Origin of the sequence: Nocardia sp. NPDC051030 (assembly GCF_040683015.1) — a bacterium.
Classification (GTDB): domain Bacteria; phylum Actinomycetota; class Actinomycetes; order Mycobacteriales; family Mycobacteriaceae; genus Nocardia.
Genome location: NZ_JBFBCD010000012.1, coordinates 233,116 through 245,738 on the forward strand (window position 1 = coordinate 233,116; position 12,623 = coordinate 245,738).

The 12,623-nt window shown below is 67.0% G+C and carries 14 protein-coding genes; 9 read left to right on the top strand and 5 right to left on the bottom strand.

Annotation, left to right across the window (positions count from 1 at the left end; genetic code table 11):
• Positions 1-5: 5 nt before the first annotated feature.
• On the bottom strand, positions 6-593 hold the full coding sequence (locus tag AB0N05_RS35105; RefSeq protein WP_364702274.1) for a neocarzinostatin apoprotein domain-containing protein: 588 nt from the start codon (positions 591-593) through the stop codon (positions 6-8).
• Positions 590-1,741, bottom strand: a complete 1,152-nt coding sequence (locus tag AB0N05_RS35110) for a hypothetical protein (RefSeq protein WP_364702277.1) — start codon at positions 1,739-1,741, stop codon at positions 590-592. Before AB0N05_RS35110 ends, AB0N05_RS35105 begins: the two co-directional genes overlap by 4 nt.
• Before the next feature lie 317 nt (positions 1,742-2,058).
• On the opposite strand from AB0N05_RS35110, the gene AB0N05_RS35115 reads away from it, so the two are divergent.
• Genes AB0N05_RS35115 through AB0N05_RS35155 form a run of 9 tightly spaced genes read left to right on the top strand, consistent with a single transcriptional unit; the run spans position 2,059 to position 10,401 of the window.
• Positions 2,059-3,672, top strand: coding sequence for a carbon-nitrogen hydrolase family protein (locus AB0N05_RS35115; protein WP_364702279.1), 1,614 nt, complete (start codon positions 2,059-2,061; stop codon positions 3,670-3,672).
• A gap of 30 nt (positions 3,673-3,702) precedes the next feature.
• Positions 3,703-4,512, top strand: coding sequence for an oxidoreductase (locus AB0N05_RS35120; protein WP_364702282.1), 810 nt, complete (start codon positions 3,703-3,705; stop codon positions 4,510-4,512).
• 25 nt (positions 4,513-4,537) lie between these two features.
• A complete protein-coding gene (locus AB0N05_RS35125) occupies positions 4,538-5,494 on the top strand; it encodes a dienelactone hydrolase family protein (RefSeq protein WP_364702284.1) in 957 nt (318 codons plus the stop codon).
• A 13-nt stretch (positions 5,495-5,507) separates the two neighbouring features.
• Positions 5,508-6,629, top strand: coding sequence for an aromatic ring-hydroxylating dioxygenase subunit alpha (locus AB0N05_RS35130; protein WP_364702286.1), 1,122 nt, complete (start codon positions 5,508-5,510; stop codon positions 6,627-6,629).
• Entirely contained in the window at positions 6,626-7,342 is a 717-nt protein-coding gene (locus AB0N05_RS35135; protein ID WP_364702289.1) for a hypothetical protein, read from the top strand. Before AB0N05_RS35130 ends, AB0N05_RS35135 begins: the two co-directional genes overlap by 4 nt.
• Positions 7,339-8,247, top strand: coding sequence for a hypothetical protein (locus AB0N05_RS35140; RefSeq protein ID WP_364702292.1), 909 nt, complete (start codon positions 7,339-7,341; stop codon positions 8,245-8,247). Before AB0N05_RS35135 ends, AB0N05_RS35140 begins: the two co-directional genes overlap by 4 nt.
• Positions 8,244-9,014, top strand: a complete 771-nt coding sequence (locus AB0N05_RS35145) for an SDR family oxidoreductase (protein ID WP_364702295.1) — start codon at positions 8,244-8,246, stop codon at positions 9,012-9,014. Before AB0N05_RS35140 ends, AB0N05_RS35145 begins: the two co-directional genes overlap by 4 nt.
• A complete protein-coding gene (locus tag AB0N05_RS35150; RefSeq protein WP_364702298.1) occupies positions 9,011-9,661 on the top strand; it encodes a hypothetical protein in 651 nt (216 codons plus the stop codon). The genes AB0N05_RS35145 and AB0N05_RS35150 overlap by 4 nt, the downstream gene beginning before the upstream one ends.
• Complete coding sequence (locus AB0N05_RS35155; RefSeq protein ID WP_364702301.1) at positions 9,658-10,401, top strand: arylmalonate decarboxylase; 744 nt, start codon at positions 9,658-9,660, stop codon at positions 10,399-10,401. Before AB0N05_RS35150 ends, AB0N05_RS35155 begins: the two co-directional genes overlap by 4 nt.
• Positions 10,402-10,406: 5 nt before the next feature.
• On the opposite strand, the gene AB0N05_RS35160 is transcribed toward AB0N05_RS35155, so the two are convergent.
• The 3 genes from AB0N05_RS35160 to AB0N05_RS35170 are packed head-to-tail and all read right to left on the bottom strand — an operon-like array spanning position 10,407 to position 12,585.
• Positions 10,407-11,243 carry a CoA ester lyase gene (locus AB0N05_RS35160; RefSeq protein WP_364702304.1) on the bottom strand — a complete coding sequence of 279 codons (837 nt, stop codon included), beginning with the start codon at positions 11,241-11,243 and terminating at the stop codon, positions 10,407-10,409.
• Complete coding sequence (locus tag AB0N05_RS35165; protein ID WP_364702307.1) at positions 11,243-11,986, bottom strand: arylmalonate decarboxylase; 744 nt, start codon at positions 11,984-11,986, stop codon at positions 11,243-11,245. Before AB0N05_RS35165 ends, AB0N05_RS35160 begins: the two co-directional genes overlap by 1 nt.
• A gap of 38 nt (positions 11,987-12,024) precedes the next feature.
• Positions 12,025-12,585 (bottom strand): TetR-like C-terminal domain-containing protein, encoded by a 561-nt coding sequence (locus AB0N05_RS35170; protein WP_364702309.1) that lies wholly within the window; start codon positions 12,583-12,585, stop codon positions 12,025-12,027.
• Between the last annotated feature and the right edge of the window lie 38 nt (positions 12,586-12,623).

Sequence of the window (12,623 nt, forward strand, 5' to 3'; positions counted from 1 at the left end):
GGATTTCACAATCGCCGCCGGGCGACCGCGACTATCGAGACAAGGGTCAGTAGGGCGGCCGTGGCCACCCACAAAGGTGTCGAAGGACCGGAGACGTCATCGGAACGGCGCGCGGCGGCGGGCGCGACCGGCGTCGGGACGGGTAGGTGCGCGCCTTCGAAGGTGATCAGCACTTCGGCGGAATTTGCGTCGATAATGTCGTTCGGTTCACTGCCCGGTAGCGGTGCGGCGGCGACCACGCATTGCTGTTGTGCGCAGTCGATGTCGCGGAAGCGTTGATGGGCGGTCAGCGTCACCGTCGGGAGGGTGCCGTCACCGGAGATATTGACGAAGGTTGCGCCGCCGTCCAGATCACAGTGTTTGATCCCGCTGGTGAATCCCTGTTTGCACAGGCCCACCGCCACAGCCGCGAGGCCCGGTCGGAAACCACTGCCGTTCACGGTGATTCGCTGCCCTTCGGTGAGATCGGTGGTCGCCGAGATCGTGATCGTGGCGCGGGCGTCGGTGTCCGCGTGCGCCAGAGTCGCCGGGCAGCACAGCCCGGCCGCCAGGACACCGGTGGCGATCGCGTGTGCGGAGACGGTGCGGATCACGGAATCTCTCCTCCCAGGGCCGGAACCGTGCGCTCGGTTCCCGGGGTCCGAATGAGCCGTTCGCATACCAGAGCGGCGGTGAGTACAGGCACCGCGAGGAGCACCAAACCTGTTCCGGTTCCGGCGATCCGGCCGAGCAGCACCATGAGACCCAGTCCGGCCATGCCTGCTCCCGGCACGGCCAGGGCGATCGGAATGCCCCGTGCGCGAGCAGCTTCCGGCGCGCGTGCATGCTCAGCGGCGTCCAGCGCGCGCAGTGCGCGGGCCGCGGCGGCCAAGGTGACGGCGAGGCCGATGGTCACCGTCTCGCGACCGGGAGCCGTAGCCACCAGCAACGCTCCCCCGGCCAGTAGCGTCAACAGCGCGGGGAGCGCGTCCAGAGCCGGAGCCTGGAGCGCGGCGATCACCATGGCCGGTAGCGCTGCCACCAGCAGTAGCTCCGCCTGCTCGGCATCGAGTGCGCTCCAGCGGAACAGCAGCAGATGCAGCGCTGGCAGTACGGTCCCCCCGACCCCTACACCCACGCCCGCATATCCGATCAGCAGTAGCCAGGAACCCCCGGCGTCTCGCTCGGCGCGGGAATCGGGAACCGAATTCCACTGAGTGACCGACCCATTCAAGACAGCCACCAGCGAACCGAGCACAATCGCGGCAATCCCCGTCGTACGCAGGCCGATGCCGGGCGCGGTGTCGCACCGGGCCGCGAGACCCGCCATTGCCGCAATACCGCCCCACATCGCGACATGCCATCCGATGAGAGTGCCCCGACCCCGGCGCAGGGCGAGGGTATACCCCGCCGCGAGCACCGGTCCCGCGGCCAAACTTGCGACGAGTACGGCGGTCACAAACACGCCGACGTGCGTACTCGAGCCCGCCGCCACCCAGCCCGCACCCGCGATCACGGCGTAGCCGCCGATCCATCGCGCCCCCGGGCTCCGGCGCGCGCCCCACGCCGCGGTGACGCATCCGCAGAGCAGCGCGGTCGTCGCGATATAGCCGATCACCTCACCCGGCACCCCCAGCTCGCCGCCGAACGGCTTGGCCAACAGGACCACGCAGCCGCCCGCTATCGGCCCGGCCGTCACACCCGCTGCCGTAAGCGCCGCCATACCGGCTCGCGCACTCCGCATTTCAGCGGCCTCGCTCACGACGGGGAAGCGACGTCAGGCCGCGCCGGAATCGGAAGAACGATTCGGGGGTCGTCATGCCCATCCTCCTGAGAGCGTTTCGCTCAAGGAAACGCGGTTTCGGAATTGCCATATTGAACCTGCGCCGCTTGCCGGTGTCAAGGCGGACAGCGAGAACCCGCCACGGCGGCAATCGAACTCGGTTACCGGGTATTTCGCCCACGTGAAATCCAGAGGCAGCCCTGGACAGATCACCCGGACGGGTACAGAATCGGCGTTGTTGGAAACAGTGTTTCGATCTCCGAAACACAAATCTCGGAACGGATTGGGGGCGGCGCATGACCCGAGTCGCGGCCGCACAGCTCGCCGCGGGCACCGATATCGCGGCCAATCTCGAGGCGTGTCTGCGCATGCTCGGCGAAGCCGCCGCTGCCCGAGCCGAACTCGTGGTGCTACCAGAGTTCTGTAACCACCTATCGTGGTATACCGATCGGGCGCATGCGCGCCGAATGGCCTGCCAGCTAGGTGATTCGTTTCTCTCGGCGATCGCCGAACGCGCCGCCCGGCATGCCATGTACGTGAAGATCGGCGTCACACTGGCACGCTCGGACGGGCGCACCACCGCCACCAGCCTGCTGTTCGGGCCCGACGGGGACTTGCTCGGCGAATCGGACAAGCAGATCCTCATGGGCGCGGAGAACGATCATCTCGACCCCGGACTCGACGATTCACCGGTCATCGAGACGCCCCTGGGCCGGATCGGCATGTACGCCTGCATGGAAGGCGTCATCAACGAGGTCACCCGCTCGCTGACCGTGCGCGGCGCGCACTTGCTGCTCAACAGCCTCAACTCCTTCGCCACCGATGAAGCGAGCCTGCACATTCCGGTGCGGGCCGCCGAGAACAAGGTGTGGGTGGTGGCCGCCAATAAGGTCGGGCCGCTCCTGCCCGCCGATCAACTGCCCGCCATCGCCGCCCGACTCGGCGTACCGCCGGATCGGCTCCACGGTGCGGGCGAGAGCCAGATCGTCACGCCCGATGGCACCACCGTGGCCATGGCACCGGCCGAGGGCGAGGCGATCGTCTTCGCCGATATCGACATCACCACCGCGGCGAACAAGCTGCGACCCGACGGAACCGATGTGATCGGCGCGCGCCGACCCTCGCTGTACAAGCCCTTGCAGGCCCCCGCCACCCGCCGGATGCCCGCGGGCGCGGACCACGCCAGGGCGGCGGTCAGCCTGCCCGATCCCCGCATCATCGCCCGGATGGCCCGGGACACCGACCTGATCGTGCTACCCGAACTGGCCGCCCTGCCTATCCCGGAAATCGTTCGCGCACTGCGTGATACGCGCTGCCACGTGGTGACTTCCCAGCGCGAGGGCCAGGCGCATCACGGCGTGCTCATCGATGCCGGGGGCGTCGTGGGGCGACAGCCGCAACTGCATCTCACCGCCCGCCACCCCTGGCTGTCCGAACCGGGCGGCGAGCTCACCACATTCGATCTGCCATGGGGCCGCATCGCCCTGGTGGTGGGTGATGACGCGCTCTTCCCGGAAACGTTCCGGCTGGCCGCGATCCAGGATGCCGACGTGGTAGCCGTCCCGCACACCCCGGCCGAGGCATGGGAACTGCGCCTCGGCCTGCCCGAACGCGCGGCGGAGAACCGGCTCAATGTGGTGGCCGCCGGATTCGCCCCCGACCGGTCGCTGACCGGCGGAATCTATGGCCTGAGCACCGATTTCACACTCTGGACCGCCTGGCTCGGAACGTTCACCGGCGTGATCAGCCATCCCGAGGTAACCCCGGTGCCCTCGGGGGCGACCAGCGTCCGGGCCACCATCCGTCCCGCCCAGGCCGTCAATCGCCAGGTATCCCGAGGCACCGATCTCGTCTCGGGCCGCCCGCGTCAGCCCCTCGAAGCCATGACAGCAACGAAAGAGCCTGTGTGACGAGCCCAATCCCTACCCAACGAGGCGATCATGAGTGAAACCCTGCAACACGTCGAGCAGATGGTCGACCAGAACCCGCGCGTCGATGTCACCGAGACCTTCGAAGAATGGCGAGAACTGCTGAGCGGGCTCAAATCCCGCATCGCGGAACGCTTCGAGCTCACCCGCGATCCCAGCACCGCCGACCTGGAATCCTATGGAGATCCGGCCACCGGCCCCGCCGGAAGCCTGGCCGCGTACTCCGGACCCGAGATCGACTGGCTGGTGCACTCCTGGATCGGTGATCCGCGCACGGGTTTCGTGAATCTGCACCTGACCGCGTGGCTGGGACCGCACGTGCGCGCGCCGCACCTGGGCGCGGCTCTGCTGCTCTGGCCCGACGGCTGGTTCTATGTGGATGCCATTCCGCGCGGCGATCTCGTCGGCGACGGCGCGTACTTCGACAGCTATTACGCACCCAACGATCCCGCCTGGCTGGCATTCAAGGAAGAACACCAGGATTTCACCTGGTTCACCAGCCGCACCGGGTTCATCCGGGCCAGCCTGTCCCCCACCGCCTACTGCTATTCGTTCCCGCCGACCCGCCCCAACCTCGACACCGTCGCCGAATTGCTCACCGCGCGTGTGGATCAGTGGCTGGGCTGGGTCGCCGACGCCGAGCCGGTGCCCGCGCCGGAGCGCGCCGCGCTGGCCGATCGTGATCTCGCCGTGCGCCGCAATATCGCCGAACGAGATCCGGCGAATGTGATGGGCGAGCGGCTGTTCGGGCCCGAACTCACCCAGCGGCTGGTACGAGCCCTGTGGGGCGGCGACCGCGAACTGCCCCGACCTCAGCTGTGATTCATCTCCCGGAAGGCAGGGCCACATGCGCCTGATCCGATCCCTGTGGTGGTCCGCTCGCACCGGCGGCGAATCACCCTTCGACACCGCACATCTCAAGGTGTATTACCCGGCCGTGGCAAGTGGTTCCGACGCCGAACGGCTGACCGGCGTATTCGCGCCCGATCCGGCGGAGGCACCGTATCCGGTGGTGATCTTTCTGTCCGGCGTGAATGTCGGCCAGGACTCCTACCGGCGCTTCGCGACCGCGGTCGCCGAGAGCGGATTCGTGGTGGTCACCATGGATCGAGTTGCCGAATTGTTCGGCGGCCAAGTGGGTTTGACGCCCGGAGTGGACCTCGATGCCGCCCGTCCGGATGCCTACGGCACCCGGCCGACCTGCCCGGCCATCGGCGCGGTGCTCGATGCCCTCGCCGAGCTGAACGAGCTGCCGCCGCTGCAGGGAACCCTGGACCTGGACCGCGTCGCCCTCGGCGGCCATTCCGCGGGCGGCACCGTGGTGTTGCAGTCGGCGCGCTTCTTTCCCTCCGTCGCAGCGGTTTTCGCGTGGGGAGCACACACCATGGTCGCGACCATGCTCGGCTGGGAGCCGGGCACCGTGCTGCCCGCCCAGGTGAACTGCCCGGTGCTACTGGGGGTCGGCACCGAGGACGGCGTCATTCAGGGCAGCGCCGACCGCTACGGCGAAGACGGCGCGGATCGGCCCGACCCGGTGCATCGCACCTTCACCGAAGCCCTGCCCGAGGGAGAACATCTGCTCGCGGTAGTGCAGGGAGCCAATCATTTCGGCATCGCCGACGCGGACCCGACCGCGGCACGTGCCTTCCTCGACGGTCCCGGCGGCACCGATGCCCTGCCGCCCTTCGCCCGCCTCACCTCGGCCTTCCTGCGCACCCACCTGCGCGGCGACGCGACGGCGAAAGCGAAACTGGCCCAGCCCGATACCGAGTCAGACGCCGTTGTGCGGCTGACCCGGCGATAGGAGCAACCCGACGATGTTGAAGAACTTCTGGTACGCGGTGGAATTCGCGGACCGGGTGACGCGGGAACCGCGCAAGGTGACGTGTCTCGGTCAGGATTTCGTCCTGTATCGCACCGAAGCCGGTGCCGCCGTATGCCTTTCGGACCTGTGCGTGCATCGCGGCGGCGCGCTGTCGATGGGCAAGGTCACCGGCGACTGCATCACCTGTCCCTATCACGGGTGGCAATACAGCTCCGAAGGCGTGTGCGTGAGGATCCCGGCCAATGCCGAGGAACGCAAGATCCCGCGCAAGGCCCGGGTGGACGCCTATCCGACCGTAGAGCGTGACGGCATGATCTGGGCGTTCCTGGGCGACCTTCCAGAGGACGAACGGCCGCCCATCCCCGAGATCCCGCAATGGAACGACCCCGCCTTCCGGGCGGTGCAGGTCGATATGGTGATCGACGCCAACTACGAGCGCACCTTCGAGAATGTGGTCGACGCCTCGCACACCCCCTTCGTGCACGGCACTGCGTTCGGCAACCCGGACAAGCCGGAGATCCCCGATTTTCGTGTGCGCCAGACGGATTGGTCCGCCGAAGCCGATATTCAACTGAGCCCGCCGCCACCCAAGGGGTTGTGGGGCATGCTCGCGCGGCGCAAACCGCGCGCCGAGTACGTGACCGTCACCAATGCCTGGTACCTGCCCAATATCGTGAAGCTGCATGTGCGGCTGCCGATCGGCGATCTCATCCTCTACGACTTCAATATCCCGCTGTCGCAGGACAAGACGCTGGTCAAGATTCTCGGCTTCCGAAACTTCTTCACGGGCGCGTGGGCGGATGGCAACGCGCGCAAGCGGATCGAGAAGATCCTGCTCCAGGATCAGCCCGTCGTGGAATCTCAACGGCCCGAACTCTTGCCCTTCGATCTGTCCGACGAACTGCACGTGCGCAGTGACGGCCTCCAGGTGGCCTACCGCCGGCGGCGTCTGGAACTAATGAAACAGGGCTGGTGGGTCGGCGGCGACGACATCATCACCGGCGACGCGCCCCGGCGCACCGCCACCGTCATCGCCTCACCCGCCCGCCGCGACAATCCCGAACTGGCCAGTGCCTGGGTGCACAAGGCCCGCACCGGAGGCAATGGCCAATGAGCACAACCGAATCGGCGAACACGCCGAGCCTGCCCGCCGCGCTCAGCGAGCGCACCCTCACCACCCTGATTTCCGCGCTCGACCTGGAGACGGTCGAGGACGTGGCGCTCACCAGCGCCATGTCCGCGGATCCGGTGGGGCGGCTGCGGGTACTGCGCGGCGGTCCGATCGACAAGGCGGTGACCGTGGATCTGGTGGTGCCGCCCATCGGGCTGGACAGTCATATGATCTTCGCCTTCACCGGAAGCGATTCCGCGGTACCGCATTTCACGCTGGACTCGGTGTATGGCGGCGAGTACTACGCGATGCACCTGGACCTGATTCCGCGCGCCGATCTGGCTGTGCACCTGGAATATCTCGATGCCGCCTATCTGCCGCTCACCTCACTGCTCGAGGATGCCTGGCGAATCGAGGGCGTAAGTCCTGCCGCCATCGGACCTCGGCAGCGGGCGCTCATGTCGCCGTGGATGGTGGTGTGCCGGGCCGACGCCGCGGCGTTCGGCACGCTGACCGGCACTGTGGACGCCTACCTCGAGCACTGGCTCACGCTGGTGGACAAGGGAGTTCCCGCCGTGGGCGAGGATCCCGCGGCGCGTGACCGCGCCAATCGCGCGAACCTGTTCAGTCCCGCGGTCGATCCGGTGTGGGCACAGGTCACCCGATTGCTGGGAGCCGAGCAGTCCGAGCGGGTACGCGGGGAGCTGATCGTGTGAGCGCACCGAGCGAGTTCCAGCAGCGGATCGCGGGCGAATGGGTCGGCCGCCCCTCGCTTTTCGATGCCGAGGGCACCTGGCGCGGCTTCGAGGACATCCGCCGATCATCGGTCTTCGCCGAGGGCGTCACCACCTACTACATGGACGGCGGGCTCACCGGCGGCGGTGACCTCGCGGGCCGCTTCGCGCTGGGCGCGCCCTTCGCGTTCGGCGTGCGCGACTCGGACGCCGACCGCATCTACACCGGGCCCGACTTCTTCGGATCCGGGCAGCCCTACGGCGGATTCGTCGACGCCAACTACTACGGGCCCGGCTGGCAGGTGTCGCTCAAAACCTGGAACCAGACGCTCGGCGACACCCAGGTGTATTCGTCGGTCCTGTACCAGGGCCCGGCCATGGTCGGCGTGTTCAACGGCATCTACACCCGCGATCCGGCGCTGACCGAAGAACGCATTGCGAATGAAACCCGCTGTGGTGCGGCCATATTCACCGTGCCGACCAAGGACAAGAGCCGCTACGCCGGAGACCTGGAACTGTGGTCCGCCGGGCAGCAGCCGCTCGGCAGACTGCGGATGGAACTCGAGATCGATCCGGTCAATCTGCTGGTGGCCGAGCATCGGCTCGTCATGTCCGGGCCGGTGGAATCTCGTTGGCGCATCACCGTGCGCCGTGATGGGGTGCGTTCCTTCCATGAAGGGCCCGATGTGTGGGGCAATGGAAACTCGTATGGCCGAGCCAATTTCGTTCGTCTGCATACCGCCGACGGCCGCCGCCTGATCGGCCGGGAATTCATGATGGACGCCGAGCCCGGCATGGGTGCGGGCAGTCGCCTCGCCGTCGTCTACCAGATGTTCGAGCACAACACCCTGACCGCGGTCATGCACGGCGTCCTGGAGCGGTCATGAGCACCGTGGTGGTGACCGGCGGCACCCGCGGCATCGGACTCGGGATGGCGCACGCACTGCTTGCGCGGGGACATAGGGTCGCGCTCTGCGGTACCGATGCCGAGCGGGTGACGAAGGTGCGCGGCGAACTGACCGGCGAAGCCCTGGTGACCACCGCCGACGTCACCGATCGTGAACAGCTGCAACACCTCTGGGATGTCGCCGTCGAACGATTCGGCAGCGTCGACGTCTGGATCAACAATGCGGGCATCTCCCATGACCGGAAACCGCTGTGGGAGTTGCCGGTCGCCACGGCCCGGCAGGTGATCGACACCAATCTGCTCGGGGTGCTCAATGGTTCGGCGGTCGCCATCGCGGCCATGCGCGCGGCCGGAGGCGGACATGTCTGGAATATGGAGGGACTCGGCAGCGACGGCCGCACCGTTCCCGGGTTGAGCACCTACGGCGCGAGCAAACGAGCCGTCACCTATCTGACCCGGGCCCTGGTCAAGGAGGTCCCGGCGGGCGTGTCGGTCGGCTTGCTCAGCCCCGGCATGGTGGCCACCGATCTGCTTACCCACGGCTACGACGATCCGGCCGAATTGGCGAAGGCGCGCAAGGTGTTCAATATTCTCGCCGACCGCGTCGAGACGGTCGCGCCGTGGCTGGCCGAACGCGCGGTCACTCGTACCCGCAATGGCGCGCACGTCGGATGGCTGACCACTCCGAAGGTTATCGGCCGGTTCGCCGCCGCGCCGTTCCGCACACGGGATCTGTTCGCCGAATGAGCGCGATCGTATATCCGGTGCCGCTCGCCGTCGAGGACTTCGCCCCGGTGCTCCTCACCATCGGCGGAGTCCTGTTCCTCGGGCGCATCCTGACCCCCGCGCGCGCCGTGTGCGCGGCAGCACTGATCGGCGCGGGCGGACTCGCCAAGGCCACCGCCAAACTTATCGCAGCGGGCGGTGGACCCGACCTGCCATGGTTGCGCGGCATGCTGTTTCCGCTGCTGTCACTCGGATTCGGGCTGCTGTGCCTGGCATTGGGTCGACACCGCCATGGTGAGACACCCCGCTGGCTGTTACTGCTCGTCCCGGGCCTGACCGTGCTCTGCGGGCTCGGCGCGATCTTGGCCGCCGACCCGATAACCATGCTGGTGAGCACCACCGTCTTCGCCACCATCGCCGGAGTTCACCTGATCGAGGTGTCCCGCATGCGCGGCGATACCGTCACCGCCGCGCTGTTCGGCGGTCAACTGCTGGTGTTCTTCATTCTCGGCCCGCTCGCCTCGCGACCCGATCAGACCGTCGCGCTGCAATGGGTCGAGCAGGTCTGCAATACCGCGGCTCAGGCCGCCTTCCTCGTCGCCGCCTGGCGACTCTCGCATGCGCCCGCTGCTGCGGCCGCCGACCCCGACAAGGAGCTGATCCGATGACCGACGCCCTCGGCTGGCGCCGCAAATTCGGCGTGATCGCCCCCTCCACCAACACCATTGTCGAACCCGATTTCTATCGCATGACCGTGCCCGGCGTGACCGCCCATTTCAGCCGCATCCACATCCGCGACCAGAATATGAGCGACGACGCCGGAATGGACCGGCTGCTCGAACAGATCCGCGCCGAGATCGTCGCCGCCTGTGAACGCGTCCTGACCTGTGAACCCGACTACATGGTCATGGGCATGTCCGCCGAAACCTTCTGGGGCGGGATAGAAGGCAACCGGCAGTTCGTCAAACAGATCCACGACGTCACGGGCCTCGAAGTTGCTACCGGGGCTGAAGCCTGTCGCCGAGCACTGAACCTCTACGGCGCGAAACGCATCGGCGTCGTGACCCCCTACCAGCCCATCGGCGACGAGAACGTGGTCCGGTTCTTCGGCGAGCTCGGCTTCGAAGTCGCGGCCATCAAAGGATTGCGCTGCCCCACGGCCGTTTCCATCGCGCACGTGGGCGAGGACGAGCTGCGTTCCGCGCTGCTGGAAGTCGACGGCGATGACGTCGATGCCCTCATCCAATGCGGCACCAACCTGTCCATGGTCCGGCTCGCCGATGAGGCCGAACGCTGGCTCGGCAAGCCGGTGATCGCGATCAATGCCGCCACCTGGTGGATGGCTCTGCGCGACAACGGTATCGACACTCCGATCCAGGGCGCGGGGTCACTGCTGCGCGATCACTGACCTACTTACCCCATTCCGAGGACGCGGCGCGCATGACGAACTACCGCCAAGTCGACCATGCGCCCCTCGTCGTCCAAAATCACGCCCCCACTGGATGACTCGAAGCGGGCAAGCACTGTCCTGGCACGCTCCCGCTCCACGTCATCGGGTGTGAACACCTCGTTCACGATCGGAACTTGGGTGGGGTGAATACAGGTACGGCCGCGGAACCCCAGGCGCGCCAGGGCAAGTGTTGAGTCACGCAAGGCGTTCAAATCGCGGAAGTCGGTGCGTACAGGGCCTAGTGGTGGTGCGATACCTGCCGCGGCACTGGCCATTACGACCTGGCTTCTGACGAGCAGCATTTCTCGTTCGTCGGCGCCGGGGGTGACGCCGAGTTCTGCGCGTAGGTCCGCTTCTCCCAGTTGCAGACGCAGAACTCGCGGAGCGGCCGCTATCTCACGCGCGGCGAATACGGCTGCCGCGCTTTCCAAGAGCGGGCATAGCCGGATGGCTGCAGCGCTCGGTCCGATATCGTCGAGGAGCGCGCTCGCTGCCGCAACCTGTTGCGCTGATTCGATTTTGGCGAGACAGATTGCGGCCGTCGCCGGTTGAGCGACCAGGCGAAGATCCTCGCGTCCCAACTCGCCCGGGTTCACTCGCACCCAGATCCGGCGATCGGCAGTGGGGGCGGTGCGCAACCACGCTGCGACTTCGGCGCGGGCAGAGTCCTTCTGCTGCGGCGGTACCGAATCCTCGAGATCGAGCAGGATCACATCGGCGGGGCCGTCGAGGGCCTTGTCGAACAGCTCCGGTTTGTTGCCCGGAACATACAGGGCCGATCGCGCATTCGGTTCGGCCATCAGTGCTCCCGCAGCAGCGTTCCCGCACCGTCCACGCGATCGTCGAAACCGTGCTCGCGCAGTGCGTTCCATAGTGTGGCGGCATTGATCGCGATCACCGGCTTGCCGAGCTCGCGTTCCAGCCGATCCGCCTGGGCCACGAAGGAGAGGTTCGTGCCCACCTGCACTATCGCCTCCACCCCGGGGCCGTCGAGTTCGGCGACCACCGAACGCAGCCGGTCCTCACCCACTTTGGCGATATCCATGGCGGTCGGACAGCGCAATCCGGTGATGGCAGCGACCTCGAAACCCGCTTCGGTCAAGAAGCGGCCGACCTCCTTGTCCGCGATCGGTTGATAGGGCGAGAACACCGAGATCCGGTGACAGCCCAACTCACGCAGGGCCGCCCGGCAGGAGGCTGCGCCCGTCGTCACCGGTAGCCCGGTGCGGGCACGCAGCCGCTTCTCGAATGCGGCGTTGCCTTCTACACCGCCCCAAAAGGTTTCGGCAGACATGCCCATGACCATGCGGTCGGGCTCGGCGGTGAGCGCGTCGCGCACCGCGGTGTCGATGGAGGCGCGGATCTGACCGAGCAGGCCCTGGAAGTCCTCGTCATTGCCCATGACGGGGTCCGGGATGTACATCGAACCCGCACGGTAGGCGATGCCGGGGAGTCCGGCTTTCCAATAGTCGTGTTCGACAACGGTATTGGTACTGGGCACGATCACGCCGAAGACGGCGCGCGGTCCGACGGCATTGGTCATTCGTCATTCCTCGGTGGCACAGGGGGATTCGATGCGGGTCAGGAGCCGACGCGGCTCAGGAAGTCGTCGACGGCACGCTGGGCGCGATCACGATCGGCGGGCCGATCCAGCAATAGGGCATCGACCAGCAGCGGTGAAACGATCGCCATGACAACCTCTTCCACGCGCTCCGCACCTCTCACTCCAATGGCGCGCACCGCGCCGCGAAAGGGAGCGAGCAGGTCCATGACATAACGCTGCCGCAATTCGACACAGCTCGGATCACCGGCCGAGGCGGTGACCAAGGCTTGCAGGAAGGCCGCGACCGGCTTGTCCCGCAACCGATTACACAGCAAGTCCACCTCGGTGTGCAGGTCCGCGACGGGGTCGCCGGTGGGGCGGGCGGGCGGATGCGGGGCGACGTCGATCAATGCCGACAGGAAGGCCCGGGGCGTCGGCCAGTGCCGGTAGATCGTGGTGCGCGCGACACCCGTAATCAGGTGCAGCCGTTGCGGAGTCAGCGCGGTGGCGCCTTCGGTGAGCAACACGTCCAGGGCCGCGGTCAAGACCGCTTCCTCGGTCTCGGTCGCGGGTCCGGCGGGGCGTCCAGGTCGGGTCACGATGTAAACAATACAACTTGTTTCGGTTATTAGTAAGC